The organism is symbiont of Argiope bruennichi (assembly GCF_051094275.1).
Taxonomy (GTDB): domain Bacteria; phylum Bacillota_I; class Bacilli_A; order Mycoplasmatales; family SG1.
On the sequence record NZ_CP070274.1, the window covers coordinates 240,011 to 264,024 of the forward strand.

Here is a 24,014-nt window from a genome sequence, read left to right on the forward strand (position 1 = left end):
TAGTGAAATTTAAAGAATCTATTATTGAGGAATCTTACAAAGGGAATTTTATCTTTGAAATCGAAGGTTCTGACTGAACAAAATATTTAGAAAAAGCAAAAAAAGATTTATATAGTGAATTAAAGGTTGAGGGATTCAGAAAAGGACAAGTGCCAGAATCAATTTGTGCAAAACATGTTTCTGAAAGAAAAATTTTACAACATGCAGCTAATCTTTTTGCAAAAAAATGTCATCATTTTGCACTAAACAATAAAGATTCTAAAATTGTTCCTTTTGATCTTCAAAATAATTTTCATATCGATGTTTTAGAAGCATCAGAAAAACTATGTAAAGTAAAAATAGAATTTGAATTACAACCTTCAGTAAAAATTGGAAACTGAAGAGATATTAAAGTTTCTTTTAAAAAAAAAGAAGTTTCAGAAGATGATGTGTTAAAAAATATTGATGCAATTTTGGATAGCAAATCATTTTTAGAAGTCGTTTCAGACACTTCAGTAGAGAAAGGTTCAATTGCAAACATCGACTTTGTTGGTACTATTGACAATAAAAAATTTGCTGGTGGCACTGGTAAAAATTATGACCTAGAAATTGGTTCTAATGTTTTTGTTAAAAATTTTGAAGAGCAATTAATTGGTTTAAAAGAAAACGAAGAAAAAGAAATTAAAATTACTTTTCCAAGCGACTATAAACCCCAAACTTTAGCAGATAAAAAAGCTGTTTTCAAAGTAAAAATTAACTCTGTAAAAATTAAGAAAAAACCTGAATTAAACGATGATTTTGTGAAATCATTAAATATTGAAAATGTTTTAACAGTAGCTGATTTTAAAGAACATACCAAAAAAGAATTAGAAAAAAAATTTGAGCAAAATTCTTTAGAAAATTTACAAGATGAAATTGTAGAAAAACTTTTAAATATTTCTCAAGTACGTCTTCCTTATTCAGTTGTTGAAAAAGAATACAAAAAAATGTTAAATGAATTTAATCAAAGTTTAAAACAACACAATTTAACAATTGATAAATATTTTGATTTAGTAAACCAAGATAAAAATGCTTTTGAAAAGCAAATGTGAACTGACGCCAATAATAAGCTTTCATTAGGTTTTATTTTTGATTCAATTTCAAAATCTGAAAACATTATTACTACCGATGATGAAGTTGAAAAATTTTTAGAAGAAGTTGCTAGAGTTAATAATCTAAAAATAGAAGAGTTAAAGAAAAAAATTCCTTCATATGATGAATTAAAATTTCGTTTGTCAAACGACAAAATTTGAAAATTAATTCAAAAAGAAGTAATTAAATTTGACAACAATGAAACAAAATAGAAGCGCTCTGCCAGTAATTGTTACTCGACAAGTTTATATTTTTCCGAACCACTTTAGTAAATTAGACATTGGTCGAGTTTTAAGTGTTAACGCTGTTAATTTATCTTTAGAAGACTATGATAAAAAATGCATTTTAATATCGCAAAAAGATGTTGAAAAAGACGATATTGATACGGAAAATTTATATTCTAACGGAATTATTTGTGATATTAAAATTGAAAAAATTTGATCTGAAACTTCACTTACGATATCTGCGCTTGGAATGAAGAGAGTTTTAGTAAAAAATTTTATTAAATCTGAAAATTGTTTGTTTGCAGATTATGAAGAGTTAGTTGATATTAATGATAATCAAAAAACAGAGTACGCTCTTGTAAGACAATTAGTAAATATTATTGATGACGCTTTTACAAAAACAGATATTTTTCCAAAACAAATTTTAAATAAATTTACTGAAGGAATTCCGGCTTCAGAACTTTCAGATATTATTGGCCAATATTATCCATTTTCTCCAGAGAAGAAACAAAGCTTAATTTCAGAAACAAATGTAAATAATCGATTAAAAATTATTTTAGCTGAATTTGAAGAAGAAAAAGAAATTAAGAATATTGAAAATAAAATTACCAAAAAAATTCGTAATAAAATTGATACTACTCAAAAAGAATTTTTATTACGCGAAAAACTTCGCGCCATTCGCGAAGAATTGGGCGATTTAACTGGCGGGGAAAATGATATTGAAAACATCAGAAAAAGAGTTGAATCAAATCCTTATCCAGAACACATCAAAAATAAAATTTTTGATGAATTAAAAAAACTTGAACTTGTAAATCCTTCAAGCGGGGAAAACAGTGTTATTTACACTTATTTGGATTGATTATTGGAACTTCCATGATGACAAATTAAACCAGAAATCACCGATATTAAGAAATGTTTTTCAATTCTAAATGAACATCACTGAGGTTTAGAAAAAATTAAAACTAGAATTGTTGAACATTTAGCGGTTTTAGAACATAATAAGAACAATGATAACTACAACCAAAAAAGTCAAATTATTTGTTTTGTAGGTCCGCCCGGGGTTGGAAAAACTTCCCTTGCAAAATCAATCGCTTTAGCTACAAATAGAGAATTTTTAAAAATTTCTTTAGGTGGAGTTCGAGATGAATCTGAAATTCGAGGTCACAGAAGAACTTATATTGGGGCAATGCCTGGGAAAATTGTTCAAGCAATGCGAAAAGCAAAAGTTATTAATCCTTTAATTCTTTTGGACGAAATTGATAAAATGAGTTCTGATTTTCGTGGCGATCCAGCAAGCGCCATGTTGGAAGTTTTAGATACCGAACAAAACAGCACTTTTTCTGATCATTATCTTGAAGAAACCTATGATTTATCAAAAGTTATGTTTATTGCAACGGCCAATTACATTGAAGATATTCCTCATCCTTTGATGGACAGAATGGAAATTTTAGATTTATCTTCTTACACTGAATTAGAAAAAGTTTCCATTGCCAAAAATTACTTAGTTCCCAAAATTATCAAAGCTCATGGGGTTAAACCAAAACTTTTTAAATTAAGTGATGATTTAATTTTACACATTATTAATCATTACACTAAAGAGGCTGGTGTTCGTCAGTTAGAAAGACTATTATCAAAAATTGCAAGAAAAATTGTTTTACAATTGTATTTAAATAAAAACAATCTTGAAAAAATTACTAAGAAAAATATTAGAAATTATTTAGGTTATGAATTGTATGACTTTACAAAACATCGTGATAAAAAAGAAACTGGTGTTGTTAACGGTCTTGCATGAACTCCATTTGGTGGTGATATTTTACAAATCGAAGCCACAAAATTTGAGGGTAAAGGTAACTTATCATTAACAGGACAATTGGGTGATGTTATGAAAGAGAGTGCTTCAATTGCTTTAGGTTACATCAAATCACAAGCCAAAAAATTTGATATTTCTGCAAAAGTTTTTGAAAAAAACGATATTCATATTCACGTTCCTGAAGGAGCAGTTCAAAAAGATGGTCCAAGTGCTGGAATTACCTTAACTACTGTTATTATTAGTTGTTTAAAAAATATCTCTATCAGTAAGTACATTGCAATGACGGGTGAAATTACTTTGACTGGTAAAATCTTACCAATCGGTGGTATTAAAGAAAAATTAATTTCTGCTGACAGAAGTAAAATAAAAACCGTTTTTATTCCAGCAGAAAACTATAAAAATTTAGAAGATGTTCCGCACGAAGTCTTAAAAAAATTAGATATTGTCTTGGTATCACATTACAAAGAAGTTTTTGATATTTTATTTTTTAATAAAAAAATTGAAGACAAACAGTTATTTAATTTTGATACTTTTACCACTTCAATCAAACAAAGCGAAGTTTTTAATCAATTAAATTTTTAATCATTACTAATGATTAAAATTACTTCATTAACCCTGCTTTTAAAACAAAAAAAAATTTTAAATGACTTTCCAAAAATTTTTCTTTTAGGTAGAAGTAATATTGGGAAGTCTTCTTTTATTAATTTTTTTGTAAATCAAAAAGTTGCTAAAAGCTCAAAAAGGCCCGGAAAAACTTTATTCTTAAATCATTATTTAGTAAACGAGTCTTTTTATCTTATAGATACTCCAGGGTATGGTTATATGAAATCATCATTGATTAGAAAAAATTTAGTAGAAGAGATTATGAAAAATTTTTTTAAGCAATTAAAAGATGATGATTTTGTTATTTTATTGTTAAATATTTTTGATAATATATTTGAAATTGATTGATATGTTTTAAAAAATATTTTAAAACAAACAAAGCATATTTTTATTTTAATTTCAAAATCTGATAAATTAAATCAATCTAAAAAACATCAAATAAAATTAGTGTTAGAAAAAAAACTTTCAGAAATATCTTTAGAAGTTGCTAAAAATTATGCTTTTTTTTCGCTTAAAAATCAAGAATTACCTAAAAATTTAGAAAACCAAATTTTATCATTTATCTGTGAAACCCCAAAAATATAATTTTTCTGAAATTGAAAATAAGATAAATAAATTTCGAAGTAAATTTAAAAGTAAAAAAAAAATTGAAAATAAAAATCTTTTTACAATTTTATTACCACCCCCAAATGTTACTGGAAATTTACACTTAGGGCATTATTTAGACATTATTTTACCAGATGTTATCGCAAAATATCACAGTCAAAGAGACTTTCAAGTTCTTTTTTTTCCAGGAGTTGATCATGCAGGAATTGCAACTCAGGCAATTTGTGAAAAACATCTTTGATTAACACAAAAAAAAACTAAATTTGATCTGGGAAGAGCAGCTTTTAAAAAAGAAATTTTAATTTTAAAAAATAAAAATGAAAAATTAATTAAAAATGAGTGAAATTCTTATGGGGTATCTTTAAATTACAATTTTTTTTATTATACATTATCAAATAAATTCTCTTCATTAGTAAAAAAAACTTTTTTAAATTTACATCAAAACAAATATATTTTTTACGATCAAAAAATTGTATATTTTGATTATCAATTAAAAACGGTTTTATCGAATATTGAAGTAAACTTCAAAGAAATTAAAACCAAATTATATTATGTAAAATATTTTTTAGAAAATAGTTCTGAATATTTAACAGTTGCAACGACAAGACCAGAAACAATCTTTTCAGATGTAGCCCTTGCTGTTAATAAAAACAGTAAAATCTGAAAAAAATACCAAAACAAATTATTTGTGAATCCCTTAACAAAGAATTTAATTCCCCTTGTTACTTCCTCAAAAGTTGAATCAGATTTTGGAACTGGAATTTTAAAATTAACCCCATCACATGACTTTTTAGATTTTGAAATTAACAAAGAATATCAATTAAAAAACTTTCTTTGTATTGATGAAAATGGCAATTTAAATCAATTTGCAAATGAATATCAAGGAATTTTTTATCTAAAGGGTAGAGAAATCATTGTAAATGATTTAAAAAAACAGAATCTCCTTGAAAAAGTTGAAGATTACGACACCATTATTGGTTATAGTAGCAGATCAAATACAATTGTGGATGCAAGAATTAGTAATCAATGATTTTTAGATTTAAATAAAATTTATCAAGAAAATAAAAATTTTTTTAATTTATCTTCTGTTATTGTTAATAACTTATTTGAAAAAAAAATTAATTATTGATTAAATAACTTAGAACCATGATGTATTTCAAGACAACTTTGATGAGGACATAAAATTCCAAAAATTGTCAAATCAAACGATGTTCTTGACACTTGATTTTCAAGCGCTTTATGCTTCACTTACTTTTACGAATTGCTAAAAATTGAAAAAATCGACTTATTAGTAACTGGATATGATATTTTATTTTTTTGAGTTATTAGAATGATTTTTATGAGTTATCTTACAACAAAAAAAATGCCATTCAAAAATATTTATTTACATGGGCTTTTAAGAGATGCAACTGGAAAAAAAATGTCAAAGTCAAATAATAATGGGATTATTCCATCAGATATTTTAAAAAAATATGGAAATGATAGTTTGAGATTTTTTTTACTAGGTCTTGTAAATGAAGCCAAAGATATTAATTTTTACCAAGGTCATTTAGAAGATAGTAAAAAATTTGTCAATAAAATTTTTAATGCAAATATTTTTCTTTCACAAAAATGACAAACAAAAGAAGATGCCAAAAACAAAGATTTAGCAAAACTTATGTTAAATTTTTTAGAATTAAAAGTTTATTTGTTTTCTGAAGATTTGTCATTAAAAATTAAAAACTTTAATTTTATTGGAGCAAAAATTTTAATTTATCAATTTTCTTGAGATTTTTTTTGTAATCAATTTTTAGAAATTTATAAAATATTTAATTTTTATCATGAAGAGTTTAAGTTACTTTGAATGAAAATTTTATGATTAATTTTTCCTTATTTACCTTTTATTTCTCAATATATTTTCTTACAATATCAAAATAAAAACTTAGAACAAAAAAAATACTTTTTTAAAAAACCAAAATTATTAGATCAAAAAGTACCACAAAATTTGATAGATCTTTTTTTAACCTTAAAAAACCAAAAAAATGAAACAGTATTTTATGATATAAAAACATCAAATAGCTTTATTTTTAATATTTTTAACTATTTATCTCAAAAAAACAACCTTAAATTTGAAAAAAAATCTCAAAAATTTTTTAAAAATATTTATTTTTTTAATGATGATATAACTATAGAAATTTTAGATAATAAGAAGAAAAAAGATGATCTAAAAACTATTGAAGAATACAAAACTTTAATTGAAAAAACTAAAAAATTATTAAGTAATCAAAATTTTTTAACAAAAGCCAAAAAAGAAGTAGTTCTAAAAGAAAAAGAAAAACTAAAAAAATTAGAAAACGAATTAGAAATTTTTAAAAATTAAAATTATTATTGTCCATTTTTTTTATTTTTTACTTTATTTTTGTTAAATTAAATTAAAATTAGTTAATGAAAAATAATCAAGATTTTTTTGATTTAAGTACTTATTTTATTGATAAATTAAATTTAAATAATTTATCGATTGAAGAATTACAATACAAAAGAAAATTTTGCTTAAACGCTCTATATTTATCATATTTAGATGAACTTTTAAAATCTAATGTTTTTGGATTTCAAAAAAATAATTGTAAAAATGTTTGTTGAAAAGAATATCACTTTTGAAAAAATTTTTACTTTCCAACTTTTGACTATACATTGGTTCATGCAAAGATATTTTTACTTATAAAAAAGGTAATATTTCCTTTACTGCAAAAGAAAGTTGAAAAAGAAACAAACGCGAAGATAAAAAAGAATGAAAAAACAAATATTTATTAGTTAGCTGATGAAGAAAAAATGATGATAAATTATATATTGAAGAAAATGATCATTTTTCTTACTTACCAGATGATGTTATCAAAGATAAATTTTTAAAAGCAAATTACGGTGATTTTGTTTTTACAGATGTGCTGCCGTTTGGAAAAATAAGTTTTTTAAAAAACAATAATGTTTTTGTTAACAATCACATTGTTATTTTTAAAAATAATGAAAAAATATGTTTAAATTTATTTTTTTATTGTTTTTTTAAGGGCAATTCATATTTATTTGAAAATAATGTTCATCATACTGTTGGGTCTGCTGAATTTACACAATGAGGATTTGATGCCAGTTGAATGATTATTCCCACAAACTTATATCAACAAGCAAATTTCATAAAAATGTTTTATGAACTCGAAAAACAAATTAGTTTGTTAATAAAAATTAGAAGAAAATCAAGAAATATTTTACATTTTTTGGGAAAAAATTGCCTTGATGATAAAATTATAAATTAAGTGATTTAGTAGAGAAAAGATCTCCATTAAACAAAATTAATAAAAAACTTTTTTTTGATTGACTTAGACTTCCTAGAGCTAATCATTTAAGACACACAGTTTTTCCTTGAAAAACAGTTACTGCAAATTACCAATGAACAAAAATTAAAAAAATCTTATATTCTGAGCCAGCAAAAGAAATAAATTTAGAAAAAACTATCTATAGATGTTATTTAAATGATTTAATAATTCCAAAAATTTACTCAAAAACATCCAATCCTTTTCTTGTAGACAGGATCAATTTATATGCTTTTTCTACAGATTATCAGCCATCATTTTCAAAATTACCAGAGGTTTCAACTCATGTAATTTTATGATCAATTATTAGTCAAAATTTTTACCAAAGATATGCTAACTTAACAAAAAGAGGCACTTCGCTTGAAAGATTTGATCCTAAACGTTTTTTTAAAAAAGAATTACAACTAATAAAACCAAAATATTATCACTTAACAGAACATTTGTCAAACGTTTACAATTTTTGCGCTAAAAATATTTCAAAATATACTAAATTACGAGAAGAAATCTCAAGATTATTGCAAGATCCTGCAGTAATTGAGGATAAAACCCATGAAAAACTTTTGCAAGATGTTTTTTTGTTAGGACAAGATAACAAAGAAATAACTACTTCTTTATTAAATAAAAAAACATTAGATCAAAAAACTAAACTAAATAACAATTCAGAAGTTTCTAAAAAAGTTAGTTTACCTCAAAAAAAGTGATGAAATTTTTGAAAATAAATTAAATAAAAATTAATTTTTATTTAAAAATTTTATTTTAAAAAAAAAATTATAAATGACTAATACTGAAACTGCAAAAAAAGCAAAAAAATCCACTAAAGAGCAAAATACAGTAATTATACTTGGTTCTGGAGCTTCAAAATGTTTTGATTTTCCGACACTCAAAGAATTTCACAACTCAATTTTTAAGAATATGATAAAAAATTTATTTAATGTTTTTAAAGAATGCGAAAAATATTTTAGTAAAACATTCAGCAAGCGTTTTGAAAGTGAGTTAAGAAATTTTAGGGAAAATATTAAAGACATTGAAATAAAAAACTTTTTTCAGAAATTATCAGAAAAAATTGAAAATATTAAAAAAGAATTTGATAAAAATACACAAATTGTTTTTTATGATGAAAAAAGTCTTGAAATACAAAAAAAATTTTAACTATAAAAAAGACTCTTTTTTATATATAACATTAAATCATTATTAAAAATTTCTAATGTTATTAATGAGTCTATTAATAAAGATAGAGATTCAATTTTTACCATAGATGACGTTTTGACCAAAATTAGTAATAATAAAAATGTCAACAGACCAGAATCTGAGATTAGTTCTTTACTACAATACGGTTATTATTTTAATAACAGTTTATTTGATGATCAAATTAAAAATAGTTGATATAAAAATTTATTTATTTTTTTTAATTATGAAAACACAGAAATTATAAACTTTAATTATGATGAAACTTTTTATAATTATTTTAATTTTTATTTTAATTCAACCCAAGAAAAAGATCTTTTTGATGAAAGAAAAAATAGGCTACTTTATATTCACGGTCGGATAAATAATTACAATACAACTTCTATTGGAAAATTTTATAAAATTAAATATTTTGACCCACTAATAGACTTAGAGTTTTCTTGATTTATAAAAAAAATAGATGAAAAAATAATTTGAACGCAGCCATCTCTAGGTTTTAATGACAAAGAATATGAGATAAAAAACCCCAATAATTTTAATGAGACACTTTGAGTAAATAAAGTTCATAAAGTAATTTTTTTTGGTTTTGGATTTCATGAAACAAATTTATCTGGAATCGCATGATTGAATGAAAATAAAAAAATTTATAAAAATTTCAATATAAAAATTATTATTATTGCTGGAAACAGTTTTGATGATAGTAATAATGATGCAAAATCCAACATAAAAAATTTATTCTCAGAATTTGATCCTGACTTTATTAAAAAAATTGAAACAGACGAAGATAAAACAATAATTAGTACTGATAAAGTATTATTAATTAAAAAAAATTGTGAAAAATTAGATGAAAATAACTGAGAAAAAATGAGAGATTTTTAAAAAATAAATAAACTCAAAAAATTTTTTTTAAGAAACTTTAAATAAGATATTTTAATAAATTTAAACAAGAGACTATTAAACGATTAATTTCAATTTCTGGTATTTTGACATTTTTATTAAATTAATAAAAACTTATTTTTAAAAATTAAAACTATTTTTTATTATGTAAAATAAAATAATGCCAGAATTACCAGAAGTTACCACAGTAAAATTTTTTTTATTAAAACATTTTAAAAATAAAAAAATTGAAAATGTTTTTTTATTTTTAGATAAAAGTTTAAAAAATTGCGATAAAAATCTTTTTTTAAAGTTAAAAAATAACAAAATTTTAGATGTTTTAAATGTTGGAAAACATTTAATTATTAAAACTGATAATTTTAACTTACTAATTCACTTAAGAATGGAAGGAAAATTTATTTTATCAAAAGAATTTAAAATATCTTTGCATGATATTTTTTGCTTTGAAATAGAAAATATTTTTTATTTTTTAAATGACACAAGACACTTTGCAACCATTTATTTATATCAAAAAGATATCGATCTTTTTTCAAATAAACCACTAGCAAATGTATCATTTGATCCATTTTCTGAAAAATTTACTTTAGAATATTTTAAGAACAATATTCAAAAAAAAAGCATTAAAATATATAAGTTATTATTGGATCAGTCATTTGTTGCTGGAATTGGTAACATTTATGTTTCAGAAATTTTATTTTTAGCAAAAGTTTTGCCATGAAGACTTGTAAATACGCTAAATGATCAAGAAATTTTAGATATTATTAAATATTCTAGAATTGTTTTATCGAAAGCAATTGAAGAAGGGGGTAGTACTATTAAAAGTTTTAAGGTTGGCGATAATATTGGGAAGTTTCAAGTTAATTTAAATGTTTATCAAAGAACAAATCAAACTTGCAAACTTTGTGATGACAAAATCAAAAGAATTAAAATAAATAATCGTTCTTCATATTATTGTGAAAAGTGCCAAAAATAGCTATCAAATTTTTTTAGTTACTGGAAATGTTGGGGTTGGAAAGACCCATTATTTAAAATCAATAATAAAGCTACTACCAAATAAAATTTCAAACGTATTTTTTATTAATTGTGATGAAATTGCAAAAGAGTTATATTTAAAAAATTCCAAAGTAAAAAATTTTTTTGAAAATAATTTAAAACTTTCTTTATGAAAAAATAATAAATTAGATTATTATTTGCTTCTAAAATTTATTTTAGAAAATAAAAATAATATACAATTAATAGAAAATTTTATTTGACCATTAGTGATTGAAAAAGTTAACCAAGAAATTTTATTATTAAAGAAAAACTTTATTTTTTTTTCTTTATATATTGAGGTTAATATGCGATTTTGTTTGTCAGAAATGTTATCTTTAATTTCTTTTGATAAAATTATTCTATGTGTTAATAAAAAACAAAATCTCTCAGAAAAATTTTCTGTTTTAAATGATCATGAAAAAACAGAACTTTTAAAAATTTTAAGTACTGACGCCGACTTTTTTAAAAAAACATTAAGTGAAAGAAAAATTAATTTTAAGGTAAAAGAAATTGAATTTATTTAGTAAATCTAAGAACAAACTTTCTGATGCTTTTTTTGTAAATTATTCAAAAAAAGTTTTTTTTGCCGATATAAAAAACTTGTTTTTTTTATATCAACCAATTGTTGGAAGAGACGCTATTAGTGTTTATTTAACTTTGTTGAATTATGTCCCCTCATTTTTAAACAAAAATGAAAAAAACTCTTATTTCCATAAAACCCTTTTTACGATCTTAAATATTAAAGAGTCTGAATTTTTACTTGCAAAATCACACCTTGAAGCTTTTGGCCTAATAAGAACGAACTTATTACTAGAAAACAATACGATAGAATACGTTGTAAATGTTCCGTTACCCCCAGATAAGTTTTTTGATAATGAAATTTTAAATAAAGTTCTTTATTTAACAGTTGGGAAAGATACTTATTATTTTATTAAAGAGAATTCTTTAAATTACATTGAAGGAAAAGAAATATTTAAAGAAAAAACCAATATTTCTTCAGGAATTTTTGATATTTATTCTAAAGGTAAGTGAACCAAAATTTTAAACAGTAAAATTGATGAAGAGCATGATGCCCAAAAAACTTTAGAAATTGATCTTTTTGAATCAGATTCAAACGAGCCTTCATGCAATAATTATCTTTCTTTTTACGATCAATTAAAAAAGTCAAATCTATTAGACATCAAACTAAACACCAATATTATTATTAAAATTTTTAATTTAAAACATAAGTATAAAATTACCGATTGAACTGATTTAACAGAATCACTAAAAGTTGCCATAGTTAACAAAAAAATTGATTTTGATATTTTTGAAGATAATTTGAAAGAAATTTATAATTCAAAAACTCCCTGTGAATTTAAATGAAATGATTATAATTTTACTGATGAAGATATTAAATTTTTTGATGACTTTATGGAAAAAAACAATGTTGATAAAGATTTTATTAACAGTATTATTTTTTATTGTAGTAAAAAAAATTATCATTTTTCCAAAAATTATTTTTTAACAATTGCGAATTCTTTTATTGCCAAAAAAATTACTTCTGGTAGTGAAGTTTATGAAAAACTTACAAGTATTCTAAAAAAGACTGAAAAAAAATAACTAAATGGCCACTAAAAAAGAAATTGATTTTGCCTCTGAAGAATATAAAAAAAAACTATTTGATAAAGTTTTAAAAAATAGTGATTTAAAAGAATTTTTTAAAGATAAAGATTTAAATGAAATTTTTAAAACACCATTAGATTTATTAAATTTAGAAAGTCTTTTAAATCAAAGTATTTTTTGCAAAAATTGCAAAAATTTACAAGAGTGCAAAAACAACAACAAAGGTTATTTTTATCTTCCAAATTTTTTACCTAATAATGGTTTTTCTTTATCAATTAAAAAATGTAAAAAAAAACATTATTTTGATAGTTTGATTCGATGTTTTTCATTTTTGGACAATAATTTTTCTGTCTCTAAAATTCAAGATTTAAAATTTAGTCAAAAAACTTACCAAAAATATTTAACAAAAGTTGATGAATTTATTGAAACTTATCCGAAAGGTAAAGGTTTATTTATTAACAAAAAACCAAATATTCAAGATTATTCTTTTTTGGTTTTTATTACGAAAAAACTTTTGGTAGTTGAAAAGGATATTATTTGATTGAATTGAAAAAATTTTATTAGTTTTTTTCAATTATATATTTTTGATCAAGATAATAAGTATAAAATTGATGAAGCATTAAGAATTTTAAAAAAAGTAAAAATTTTGGTCATTGAAGAATTTGGAATTGAAATCTTTTTTTCATATGCATTTGATCAATGTTTTTTTGATTTTTTTATTGAAAGAGATAAAAATAAAACAAAAACATTTATTTTATCATATCTATCATTGGATGCAATTTTGAAAAGATATACAAAAAATGACAAGTTTTTATTACCTAAATCAGAAAAATTAGCGATTATTTTTAAAGAAAATTTTGAATTTATTTAACAAATAATAAATAATTATTTTTTATTTTTTATAAAATAAATTATTAAATAAAAAAAATATTAAAATTTTAGAAAAATTTTAACTTTTACAGAAAGAAATATTAAATAATGCCTGCAAAAACAGCAAAAAAATCAGAAAAAGCAAAATCTAGTTCAAAACCTACAAAAACTGCTTCAAAAACAACAAAAACAGCAAATAAACCTGTAGAAACTAAAACTACAAATACCACAAAAAAAGCTACAGAAAAAAAACCTACTGAAACAAAAGTTGAAAAAAATACCCCCCTTCGTGTAGCAATAAATGGATTTGGAAGAATTGGTAGACTTGCCTTTAGAGAGTTATATTACAACATTATTGAGGGTGAAGAAAATATTGAAATTGTTGCCATTAATGATTTAACAGATGAAAAAACTTTAGCATATCTTTTACTATTTGATACTTCACAAGGTCCCTTTTTATCAAAAGACGATATTTCTTACACTGATGGTTATCTAGTGGTTGACAACAGAAAAATTCAAGTTTTTAAAGAAAAAGATCCTTCAAAATTGCCTTGAAAAAAATTAGGTATTGATTTAGTAATTGAATCAACTGGTTTTTTTACTTCAAAAGAAAAAGCTCAAAATCATATTAAAGCTGGCGCCAAAAAAGTTATTGTTTCTGCACCATCTTCGGACTTAAAAACCATTGTTTACAATGTAAATCATGAAACTTTAACGCAAAAAGATACCCTTATTAGCGCTGCATCTTGTACAACTAATTGTTTAGCTCCAGTAATTAAAGTTTTAAATGATAATTTTAAAATAAACTGAGGGTTCATGTCTACAGTTCATTCTGTTACAAATGATCAAAGAATTTTAGATTTACCACATAGTGATTTAAGAAGAGGAAGAAGTGGTCTTGCAAACATTATTCCAACTACTACTGGTGCTGCAAAAGCGATTGGTTTAGTAATTCCAGAACTTAATGGAAAAATGAATGGAATTGCTCTAAGAGTTCCAACAATTTCTGGTTCTATTTGTGATATTACTGTTGAAGTTACCAAAAAAGTTTCTAAAGATGATGTAAATAATGCGATAAAAAAAGCTCAAAATGATACTTTATTTTTTTGCGATGAAGAAATTGTTTCATCAGATGTCATTGGTTCTTCTTTTGGATCAATTTTTGATGGTGGTTTTACTTCATGTTATCAAAATGATAAAAATAAAACAATTATTAAAGTTTTAAGTTGATATGATAATGAAAATTCTTATGTTTGTCAAATGATAAGAACTTTGCTTCACTTTATCAAAATTTAATGACAAAAAAAACTCTAAGCAATATTTTTTTAGAAAACCAAACAGTTTTTTTATCTTGTGATTTTAATGTTCCCTTAACTTTTTTAAATGGTGAATATGTTGTAAATGATGATACAAGAATTAAGGCTAGTTTTGAAACAATCGACTATCTTTTAGAAAAAAACGCAAAAATTGTTATTTTTTCTCATCTTGGAAGAATAAAATCTGAATCTGATAAAAAAAAAAATTCTCTTTGAGCAGTATATAAATATTTTGAAAAAAATACCAATTATAATATTAGTTTTTTTCCATTACATAAAGGAAAAGAATTTGAAAATCAAATAAAAAACTTAAAATCTAAAGAAATTTTATTATTAGAAAATACGAGATATTTAGATTTAGAGAATGAGCAAGAATCAAAAAATAATCCAGAATTAGCAAAATATTGAGCTTCTTTATGTGATGTTTTTGTGGGTAATTCTTTTGGGCTTTCACACCGAAAACATTGTTCAAACTATGGTATTCCAACTTTTCAAAAAAACAACTGCCTTGGTTTTTTAATGGAAAAAGAGTTATTTGCATTAGAAAAAATAACTTCTAATCCCAAAAAACCATATTATGTTTTAATGGGTGGAGCAAAAGTTAGCGATAAAATAAAAATTATCAACAATTTAATTGAAAAAGTTGATAAGTTGCTAATTGGTGGCAAAATGGCTTACACTTTTATTTATTCGTTGGGATTTGAAGTTGGAAAATCAGGTCACGAAGAAGATCAAGTTGAATATTGTAAAAATCTTTTAAAAACTCACTTGGATAAAATTATTTTGCCAATTGATTTTAAAGTAATTGATGATTTTCGCGATGATAAGCCAAAAATTGTTTCTTACAAAGAAATTCCTTCTGACCACATGGGATTAGATATTGGTCCTTTAACAATTAAATTATTTGAAAATAATTTGTCAGATGCACAAACTATTGCTATTAACGGTCCTGTTGGAGTTTTTGAATTTGAAAATTTTTCTCTTGGAACCAAGGAAGTATTTTCTTATGTTTCTGAAATGAAAAATTGTTTTACTTTTGTTGGTGGAGGTGATTCTGCATTTGCATGTAATAAGTTTAACTTACAAGACAAAATGAGTTTTATTTCTACTGGTGGTGGGGCTAGTTTGCAGTATTTGGAGGGTAAAACTCTTCCTGGAGTGGATATAATTTGTGAAAAATAAATATTTAATTGCTAATTGAAAAATGAATTTATTGTCTAAAGATATTACCGATTTCTCAGAATATTTTAAAAATTTTCATTCAAAAATAAATCTTGGAATTTGCTGTAATTTTTTATATTTAGAGCAAGTAAAAAAACTTTTTCCTAAAAGTTGAAATATTTATGCTCAAAATTACAGTGAATTTTTGGATGGAGCATATACGGGTGAAACTTCATGTTTGATGTTAAAAGACAAAAAAATTTCTCATGCATTAATCGGGCATTCAGAACGAAGAAACTTATTTTTAGAAAATAATTCAAAAGTAAATACCAAAATTCTTCTGGGATTAAAATACGATTTTAAATTAATTTTTTGTATTGGTGAAACCTTAGAACAAAGACAAAACAATGAAACCTATCAAGTTTTAGAAAATCAAATAAAACTTGGGTTATTATCAGTAAAAAACAATGAAATTTCCAATATTATCATTGCATATGAACCAGTTTGAGCGATCAACACCGGAATCAGTGCCACTGATGAAGAAATTTTTTTAGCAGTTGATTTTATTAAAAAAACCATCAAAAATATTTATCCAGAAACTAAAGAAGCAATTCCTGTTTTATATGGTGGTTCAGTAAATGATAAAAATATTGATGTTTTAAAAAAAATTGCTGTTGTTGACGGCTTTTTAGTTGGTTCTTCAAGTTTAAAAAAAGAAGCGTTTCTAAATTTAATTAAAAAATATGAAAAATAATAAAAAACCCCTGCTTTTATGTATTTTAGATGGTTATGGAATTGGAAAAAAATATCCAGGGAATGCGATTGAGCTGGCAAAAAAACCTTTTATTGACTATCTTTTTAAAACTTATCCAAATATTTTATTAAGTGCATCAGAAAAAAGTGTTGGTCTACCACCACACCAACCCGGGAACAGTGAAGTTGGCCATTTAAATATTGGTTCTGGAAGAATTGTTTACCAAACAATTACCAAAATTTCTGAAGAAATTGAAAATAAAAGTTTCTATCAAAATCCAGCCCTTTATAAAATTTATGATTATTGTAAACAAAACAATGACACCATTCATATTATGGGAATCATAAGTGACGGTGGAATCCATGGCCACATTGACCATTTTATCGCTTTTATTAAGTGAGCAGTAGGTCATTTATTTGAAAATATTTACTTACACTTAATAACTGATGGAAGAGACACAGATCCTAAAAGTGGTTATCTTTTTGTCAAAAAAATTGTTGATTATATTAGTACTTTTAAACATGTTTCAATCCATATTGCATCAATTTCTGGTCGTTTTTACACCATGGATCGTGATCGAAGATGGGAAAGAGTTTTAAAAGGCTATGAAGCCATTTGTGGTACTTCAAAAAACACTTTTACTGATGTTCTTTCATACGTCAAAGAAAGTTATGAAAAAAATATTACCGATGAGTTTATTGAACCAGCAATTAATAAAAATATTCATTTTGGCTTAACAAAAGGGGATGGGTTAATTGTTTCAAACTATCGAAAAGATAGAGTTATTGAAATATTGTCTGCAATTACCAATGATGAATATGAATTTAATAAAAATTATCATTTTCTTTCAAAAAACATTTTTCTTTTAACAATTAAAAATTTTCAATCAACTTGTAAAATTAATGCTTTTCTATACCCAGATGAGCAATTATCTTATAATTTTTCCGAAGTGATTAGTAACTTTGGTCTAAACCAATTAAAAATTGCAGAAACAGAAAAATATGCACACGTTACCTTTTACTTTAATGGCGGTTTAGATATTGTCTATAAAAATGAAGATCGGATTTTAATTCCTTCTCCAAAAGTTAGAACTTACGATTTAAAACCAGAAATGTCATTGCCAGAACTTACAGAAAAATTATTAGCACAAATTGACAAAAATTTTTATGATGTTATTGTTTTAAATATTGCCAATTCTGATATGGTTGGACATACTGGTAATTTAGCAGCAGCTATTAAAGCGATTGAGGCAATCGATCATTATTTAGAAAAAATTTATCAAAAAATCAAAGAAAAAGATGGTATTTTAGTTTTGACAGCAGATCACGGGAACTCTGATGTCATGCTAACAGATGATAATAGACCAGTAACTTCTCATTCTTTAAATCCAGTTCCATTCTTAATAACTGATAAAAAATTACAATTTTCTAAAGAATTTGGAAAATTATCAGATATTGCCCCTTCTTGTCTTTTTTTATTAGATATTTTAATTCCCGAAAAAATGACTGGTGATAACTTAATTTTTTTTAAATATTGGTATAGAAGATAGGATATGATGAATACAAAAAAAATCGCTATTTTAACCTCTGGTGGGGATGCCCCAGGAATGAATGCTTGCATTAGATCAATTGTTAGAACTGCTTTAAAATTGGATTATGAATGCTACTTTATTTACCAAGGTTATTATGGTTTGGTAAACAACAACATTAAAAAAGCAACTTCTTTTGATGTCTCTGGAATTATCAACAAAGGTGGGACGATTCTTGGTGCTTCAAGACTTAAAGAATTTACGTCACCATTAATTCGAAAAAAAGGGATTGAAAATTTAAAAAATTTAGGAATTAATAATTTAATTGTTATTGGTGGTGATGGAACTTACAGAGGTGCTGAAAAACTAAGTGAAGAAGGTATCAACTGTATTGCGATTCCAGGAACAATTGACAACAATATTAATGGGACTGAATATACAATTGGATTTGATACTTGTATGAATACAATTGTTGATAGTATTGACAAAATTAGGGATACTTCCTCATCTCACAATCGTTGTGCAATTATTGAAACCATGGGACAATTTAGTGGTAATTTAGCCCTTTATTCGGCATTAGTTACTGGGGCAGAGCTTGTAAGTATTCCAGAGGCAAAAAAGACTGAAGAAGAAATCATTCAAGCAACTTTAAATTCAAAATCATCTCATAAAAACCACTGTATTATTGTAGTATCAGAGCACTTGTACGATGTTTTTGCACTTGCAAATAAAGTTACTGAAAAGACAAATATTACCACAAGAGCATCAGTTTTGGGTTATATTCAAAGAGGTGGAGCACCTTCTTTTTATGATCGAAAAATGGCAGCCCTATTTGGAGAAGAAGCAATTTTTGCTTTGGAAAAAAATTATTCTGGCGTTTGTGTTTGTTTATGTAAAGGTGAAATCGTTTTAAAAAAAATATCTGATGCTCTTGCAGAAAAAAATCAAAATATTGATAAAATATTAGAAAAAATTAATTATTTAAGTTAAAAATTATGAAATACAAAAAAACAAAGTCAATTATTACTGTTGGACCATCAAACGAATCAAAAGAAAAACTTTTTCAATCAATTATTAATGGGGCAGATTGTATCAGACTAAATTTTTCTCATGGAACTCATGAAGAGCATTTAAACAAAATAAACGCTATTAGAAGCATTGAATCCCAATCAAATTGTTATATTCCAATTATTTCTGACACTAAAGGTCCAGAAATTAGAACTCATGATTTTGAAAATGGTGCTTTTTTTTATCAAAAAGGCGAGCAAATTAAAGTATTTTTTAACGAAGAAATTATTGGTACTAAAGGAAAATTTTCCATAAATTATCCTCACATTGAAGAAGATGTGAAAGTTGGCAATATTATTTTGTTGGATGATAACCGATTTCGCCTAAAAGTTTTGCAACTTAAAAAAAACTTTTTTTTAGCAGAAGCCTTGAATTCTCATACTTTAGTAAATAAAAGAAAAGTAAATCTTCCAGGAATTAATCTTTCTTGTCCATTTTTATCAGAAAAAGATCAAAATGATATTATTTTTTCTATTAAAAACAAAGTGGACTACTTAGCACTATCTTTTGTTTCTTGTAAAAACGATATTGATCAAGTTCGTGAAATCTTAAATATTTACAACAGTAACATTAAAATTATTTCAAAAATTGAATCAGAAAGTGCCCTAACAAATTTTGATGAAATTTTATCTGCAAGTGATGGAATTATGATTGCTAGAGGAGATCTAGGAATTGAAGTTTTATATTACAAAATTCCAAAAATTCAAATTGATATTATTAATAAGTGTCTTGAAAATCATAAGTTGGTAATTGTTGCAACTCATATGTTAGAATCAATGTGCAATAATGTTACCCCAACAAGAGCAGAAACCAGCGATGTTTTTTATTCTGTAATTCAAGGAACTTCAGCAAATATGCTAAGTGCTGAATCTGCATCTGGTAAATATCCAATTGAAGCGATTAAAACCCTAACAGAAATTAATAAATACTCAGAAAAAATTTTCTTTTCAAATTATTTTTTTAAACATTTTCAAAAATTTCAAAGAAGTACGAGTCACACTTTAAAAATTGCAACAGAAATTATTGAAAAATATTCACCCGACATTATTATTTTTTATAAATGCGATTTAAAACTAATTTATGCGTTTAGTTCTTTAAGGCATCATAGTATCATTTCAGTTGTTATTCCCGAACCAATAATTAAAAAATACACCTTTTTAAACTTATATTACAACGTAAACATTGTTCCAATTGAAAAAGATATTTTTGACAAAGAATACCTAAGAAAAGAAGTAAGTCAATTTTATATTTCAACATTTCAAGCTTCATCTACAGTTTCTGCGGCAATAAATGGCAAAATGTTGTTTTTAAACCAAAATAAAGTTGCTTAATGGCAAAAAAAAATATTTTATTTCCTAAAAATTTATCTTTTTCTGACTTCAATAAAAAATATTTTCCAAAGATTAAATTACTTGCCATAAAAGCAAATAATAAAATCTTTGATCATTTATCCGTTTTTAATGAAAAATTGACAAATATTTCTTTAATTACTGATTATCAAAGTTACGATTATTTTTTAATTTTAAATCATTCTTGCGCCCATATTTTAGCATCTGCAGTCAAAAATTTATATAAAAATGTTTCGCTTTGAATTGGTCCCTCTTCAAATGAAGGATTTTTCTATGACTTTTATTTTGAAAAAGAGGAAGAAATTAACCTTTCAAAAATTTCTTCTGAAATGAAAAAAATTATTAAAAGTAATTTATTTTTCAAAAAAGAAGTTATTGATTTAAAAAGCGCCAAAGAAATTTTTAAAAATGATCCTTTAAAAGAAATCATATTATCAAGAATAAAAGATTCGGTTCTTTCTTATTATCAAATTGGTTCATTTATTGATTTATGTAGAGGACCTCACGTAAAGAGTACTCTTGATTGCAAAAATTTTGCACTTTTAAATTCCAAAAAAATTAATTTAGAAATCTACAATAAAATTTATCAAATTATTAGAATATCTGGGATTTGTTTTCATCTGAAAGATGATTTAGAAAAATATTTGAAGGAACTAGAAAATCAAAAAAAATATGATCATAGAGAAATAAATAAAATTCAAAATTTATTTTTTTTCGATGAGAAATCAGGGCAAGGATTACCATTTTTTTTACCAAACGGAAGTTTGATTTTTAAAAAAATTGCTAACTTAATTTATGCATTAGAAGCTGAATTTGGTTATCAAAGAGTAATGACACCCTTACTTGGTTCCATTGATCTTTATCAAAAAAGTGGTCACTATGAACATTACAAGGAAAATATTTTTCCAGAAATTAACTTTGAAAATGAAAAACTAATCTTAAGACCGATGGCATGTCCACACCACTGCCTTGTTTTTCAAAAATTAATTCAAAGTTATCGGCAACTTCCCTTAAGGTTATCTGAAGAAGTGGTTCAGTTTCGATATGAATATAGTGGGGGTTTATCAGGTCTTGAGCGAGTGCGAATGATGCATTTAACTGATGCACATATCTTTGTTTCTGAAAAAAATCTTTTCCAAGAACTAAAAAAAGTTTTTTCTTTTATTCAAAAAACTTTAAATCTTTTAAAGATTGAAAAAGTTTTTTTTGTCTTAGCTACTAATGATCCAAACGACAAAAAAAATTTTTTAGCAAATCGTGCAATTTGAAAAAAAGCTACAAATAAACTAAAAAAAGTTTTAATTTCAAATAAGATTGAGTTTGAAGAAAAAATTGGTGAAGCAGCTTTTTATGGCCCTAAAATTGATATTGAAGTAAAAACCTCGTTGAACAAAAAAATTACTCTTTCAACGCTACAATTAGACTATTTTTTACCAAAAAAATTTGATTTATTTTTTACAAATGAAAAAAATGAAAAAGAAATACCGGTTCTAATTCACAGAGGGGTTATTGGAACTTATGAAAGATTTTTAGCCATTATTATTGAAAATAATCAAGGGAACATTCCATTTTTTCTTTCCCCTTTTCAAGTAAATATTATTCCGATAAATGAAAAATATCTTTCATTTTGTAAATTAATTCAAAAAAAATTACAAAAAAATAATTTTTCAGGAACAATTGATGATTCTGATAAATCTTTTAATTTTAAAATTAGAAATAGTCAAAAAATGAAATACTGATACACAATCATTATTGGTGAACAAGAGTTTCGTTCCAACACAATTACTTTTAGAAAATATCAAAATAAAAATTCAGAAACAACAACCCTGAATAATTTTCTTAAAGAGTTAAAAAATAAAATAAATTTTTTAAAAAAATATTGAAATATAATATAATTTTAAAGTTATGATGCAAATATACACAATAAATTAATGGCTAAGAAAAAAAGTCAAAAAGAAACTAAAAAATCTTATTTTTTAAATGAAAAAATTCCTTTTACTGAAGTTTTAGTAATTGATGAAAATAATCAAATGCTTGGAAGTATGTCAAAAAAAGCTGCCATCGAAGTAGCTTTTAACAAAAATTTAGATTTACTTTTTGTTTCAAAAACTCAAGATGGGGCAGTTTGTAAAATTTTAGATTTTGGGAAATGAAATTACAAAAAGCAAAAACAAACTAAAAAAGTTGCTCAAACCAAATCTAAAGAAATTAGAGTCAGAATCAATATTTCAGATCATGATTTACAAGTAAAAGCAAATAATGCCATTCGTTTTTTCAAACACAAAGATAAAGTTCATTTAAAAATTAGATTTCGTGGTCGTCAAATTTTGCATAAAGATTTGGGTTATGAAATTGTCGATAAATTTTATGAAATGATTAAAGAATATGCAGAATATGAAACAAAACCAGCTCTTACAAATACTTTGTTAGATGTTTTGTTTAAGCCAATTAATAAATAAGGGTCGTAATTATGAAAATTAAAACCAGAAAATCAATTGCAAAAAGATTTAAAAAGTCTAAAAACGGCAAAATAGTTCGTCATTATGCCTTTACAAGTCACTTAAAATCAAAAAAAACCGGCAATAAAAAACGTAGAATGAGAAAAGGAGTATTAATTTCTAAATCAGATTACAAAAGACTTAAAAGAGTTTTTAATCTGATTTAGATAAAAATTATGAGAAATTGTCCAAATACTGCAAGAAAAAGACGAAAAAAATTTTTAAAACTTGCAAAATCTTACTTTGGTTCAAAACATCGTCTCTTTAAATCAGCCAAAGAACAAGTAATGAATTCCTTATCTTATGCATACAGGGATCGAAAAAAAAAGAAAACTCAATTTCGTCAAATTTGAATTACAAGAATCAGTGCCTCTTTAAAAGATTCTGACTTGAACTATGCAAATTATATTAATGCCCTTAAAAAAGCAAATATTAACTTAAATCGTAAAATGCTTTCAGAAATTGCCATTAATAATCCAGAACTTCACACATCTTTAGTAAACGTTGCCAAAGAGCAATTAAAAATAAATGCAAACAAATAAATTTGATTTTTTATTAGATATTTTTAAAAAACAATCAGAGTTAGATAAATTTATTTTAGAAAATACAAAAGATAAAATTAAAAATCTTTTAGAAAAAAAAATTTTATCTTTTACTGTTGAAGTTGCAGAACTTTGCAATGAAACGCGCTGTTTTAAATATTGATCAAAAAAATCGCCATCTTCTAAAGAAATTTTGTTAGATGAGTATGCAGATGGGCTTCATTTTCTTGTAAGTATTGGAATTGCTTTAGGTTTAACAAAAATTATTCCTCAACCCTTAGAAGACTTTGAAAAATGTGAACTATTTGAATTATTTAACCACATATTTTTGGCTTCTTCAATTTTTCTTTTACATGCAAATAGCGAACACGGCAACGGATACTATCAAAATTTATTTAATTTTTATTATTTTTTAGGGCAAAAATTAAATTTTTCCGATCATGAAATCCACAATGCTTATTGTAAAAAAAATCAAATAAATTACGAGCGACAAAAAAATAATTATTAGAAAGTTT

Annotated in this window: 23 protein-coding genes; all 23 read left to right on the forward strand. The window is 24.5% G+C overall.

Annotated features, from left to right (window positions below):
• Nucleotides 1-2: 2 nt before the first annotated feature.
• The 23 genes from tig (at nt 3) to JTY60_RS01350 (ending at nt 24,007) form a co-directional block, all read left to right on the forward strand.
• Nucleotides 3-1,322: a trigger factor gene (tig, locus tag JTY60_RS01240; RefSeq protein WP_434414839.1), complete on the forward strand. Its 1,320-nt coding sequence runs from the start codon at nt 3-5 to the stop codon at nt 1,320-1,322.
• The gene (lon, locus tag JTY60_RS01245) at nt 1,309-3,726 is read left to right on the forward strand and encodes an endopeptidase La (protein WP_434414840.1); all 2,418 of its coding nucleotides are present in this window, start codon (nt 1,309-1,311) and stop codon (nt 3,724-3,726) included. Before tig ends, lon begins: the two co-directional genes overlap by 14 nt.
• Before the next feature lie 9 nt (nt 3,727-3,735).
• The gene (locus tag JTY60_RS01250) at nt 3,736-4,332 is read left to right on the forward strand and encodes a GTPase (protein ID WP_434414841.1); all 597 of its coding nucleotides are present in this window, start codon (nt 3,736-3,738) and stop codon (nt 4,330-4,332) included.
• Nucleotides 4,313-6,712, forward strand: coding sequence for a class I tRNA ligase family protein (locus tag JTY60_RS01255; protein ID WP_434414842.1), 2,400 nt, complete (start codon nt 4,313-4,315; stop codon nt 6,710-6,712). The genes JTY60_RS01250 and JTY60_RS01255 overlap by 20 nt, the downstream gene beginning before the upstream one ends.
• A gap of 256 nt (nt 6,713-6,968) precedes the next feature.
• Nucleotides 6,969-7,637, forward strand: coding sequence for a hypothetical protein (locus tag JTY60_RS01260; protein WP_434414843.1), 669 nt, complete (start codon nt 6,969-6,971; stop codon nt 7,635-7,637).
• A 497-nt stretch (nt 7,638-8,134) separates the two neighbouring features.
• Nucleotides 8,135-8,413 carry a hypothetical protein gene (locus tag JTY60_RS01265; RefSeq protein WP_434414844.1) on the forward strand — a complete coding sequence of 93 codons (279 nt, stop codon included), beginning with the start codon at nt 8,135-8,137 and terminating at the stop codon, nt 8,411-8,413.
• Nucleotides 8,414-8,468: 55 nt separating this feature from the next.
• Nucleotides 8,469-8,843 carry a hypothetical protein gene (locus tag JTY60_RS01270; RefSeq protein ID WP_434414845.1) on the forward strand — a complete coding sequence of 125 codons (375 nt, stop codon included), beginning with the start codon at nt 8,469-8,471 and terminating at the stop codon, nt 8,841-8,843.
• A gap of 114 nt (nt 8,844-8,957) precedes the next feature.
• Nucleotides 8,958-9,758: a hypothetical protein gene (locus JTY60_RS01275; protein ID WP_434414846.1), complete on the forward strand. Its 801-nt coding sequence runs from the start codon at nt 8,958-8,960 to the stop codon at nt 9,756-9,758.
• 178 nt (nt 9,759-9,936) lie between these two features.
• Nucleotides 9,937-10,749, forward strand: a complete 813-nt coding sequence (gene mutM, locus JTY60_RS01280; protein ID WP_434414847.1) for a bifunctional DNA-formamidopyrimidine glycosylase/DNA-(apurinic or apyrimidinic site) lyase — start codon at nt 9,937-9,939, stop codon at nt 10,747-10,749.
• A complete protein-coding gene (locus tag JTY60_RS01285) occupies nt 10,730-11,332 on the forward strand; it encodes a hypothetical protein (protein ID WP_434414848.1) in 603 nt (200 codons plus the stop codon). The genes mutM and JTY60_RS01285 overlap by 20 nt, the downstream gene beginning before the upstream one ends.
• Nucleotides 11,319-12,410 (forward strand): hypothetical protein, encoded by a 1,092-nt coding sequence (locus JTY60_RS01290; RefSeq protein WP_434414849.1) that lies wholly within the window; start codon nt 11,319-11,321, stop codon nt 12,408-12,410. The genes JTY60_RS01285 and JTY60_RS01290 overlap by 14 nt, the downstream gene beginning before the upstream one ends.
• 4 nt (nt 12,411-12,414) lie before the next feature.
• Nucleotides 12,415-13,284 carry a hypothetical protein gene (locus JTY60_RS01295; protein ID WP_434414850.1) on the forward strand — a complete coding sequence of 290 codons (870 nt, stop codon included), beginning with the start codon at nt 12,415-12,417 and terminating at the stop codon, nt 13,282-13,284.
• Nucleotides 13,285-13,391: 107 nt separating this feature from the next.
• Nucleotides 13,392-14,579 carry a type I glyceraldehyde-3-phosphate dehydrogenase gene (gap, locus tag JTY60_RS01300; RefSeq protein ID WP_434414851.1) on the forward strand — a complete coding sequence of 396 codons (1,188 nt, stop codon included), beginning with the start codon at nt 13,392-13,394 and terminating at the stop codon, nt 14,577-14,579.
• Entirely contained in the window at nt 14,537-15,781 is a 1,245-nt protein-coding gene (locus tag JTY60_RS01305; RefSeq protein WP_434414852.1) for a phosphoglycerate kinase, read from the forward strand. The genes gap and JTY60_RS01305 overlap by 43 nt, the downstream gene beginning before the upstream one ends.
• Nucleotides 15,771-16,514 (forward strand): triose-phosphate isomerase, encoded by a 744-nt coding sequence (gene tpiA / locus JTY60_RS01310; protein ID WP_434414853.1) that lies wholly within the window; start codon nt 15,771-15,773, stop codon nt 16,512-16,514. The genes JTY60_RS01305 and tpiA overlap by 11 nt, the downstream gene beginning before the upstream one ends.
• Nucleotides 16,504-18,063 carry a 2,3-bisphosphoglycerate-independent phosphoglycerate mutase gene (gene gpmI, locus JTY60_RS01315; RefSeq protein ID WP_434414854.1) on the forward strand — a complete coding sequence of 520 codons (1,560 nt, stop codon included), beginning with the start codon at nt 16,504-16,506 and terminating at the stop codon, nt 18,061-18,063. Before tpiA ends, gpmI begins: the two co-directional genes overlap by 11 nt.
• Nucleotides 18,064-18,069: 6 nt before the next feature.
• Entirely contained in the window at nt 18,070-19,032 is a 963-nt protein-coding gene (gene pfkA / locus JTY60_RS01320; RefSeq protein WP_434414855.1) for a 6-phosphofructokinase, read from the forward strand.
• A 5-nt stretch (nt 19,033-19,037) separates the two neighbouring features.
• The gene (gene pyk / locus JTY60_RS01325; RefSeq protein WP_434414856.1) at nt 19,038-20,441 is read left to right on the forward strand and encodes a pyruvate kinase; all 1,404 of its coding nucleotides are present in this window, start codon (nt 19,038-19,040) and stop codon (nt 20,439-20,441) included.
• Nucleotides 20,441-22,354 carry a threonine--tRNA ligase gene (gene thrS, locus JTY60_RS01330; protein WP_434414857.1) on the forward strand — a complete coding sequence of 638 codons (1,914 nt, stop codon included), beginning with the start codon at nt 20,441-20,443 and terminating at the stop codon, nt 22,352-22,354. Before pyk ends, thrS begins: the two co-directional genes overlap by 1 nt.
• Before the next feature lie 36 nt (nt 22,355-22,390).
• Nucleotides 22,391-22,918, forward strand: a complete 528-nt coding sequence (gene infC / locus JTY60_RS01335) for a translation initiation factor IF-3 (protein WP_434414858.1) — start codon at nt 22,391-22,393, stop codon at nt 22,916-22,918.
• 11 nt (nt 22,919-22,929) lie between these two features.
• Nucleotides 22,930-23,124, forward strand: a complete 195-nt coding sequence (gene rpmI / locus JTY60_RS01340) for a 50S ribosomal protein L35 (RefSeq protein ID WP_434414859.1) — start codon at nt 22,930-22,932, stop codon at nt 23,122-23,124.
• Between the two features lie 9 nt (nt 23,125-23,133).
• Nucleotides 23,134-23,499: a 50S ribosomal protein L20 gene (rplT, locus tag JTY60_RS01345; protein ID WP_434414860.1), complete on the forward strand. Its 366-nt coding sequence runs from the start codon at nt 23,134-23,136 to the stop codon at nt 23,497-23,499.
• Nucleotides 23,486-24,007, forward strand: coding sequence for a dUTP diphosphatase (locus JTY60_RS01350; protein WP_434414861.1), 522 nt, complete (start codon nt 23,486-23,488; stop codon nt 24,005-24,007). Before rplT ends, JTY60_RS01350 begins: the two co-directional genes overlap by 14 nt.
• The last annotated feature ends 7 nt before the right edge of the window (nt 24,008-24,014 follow it).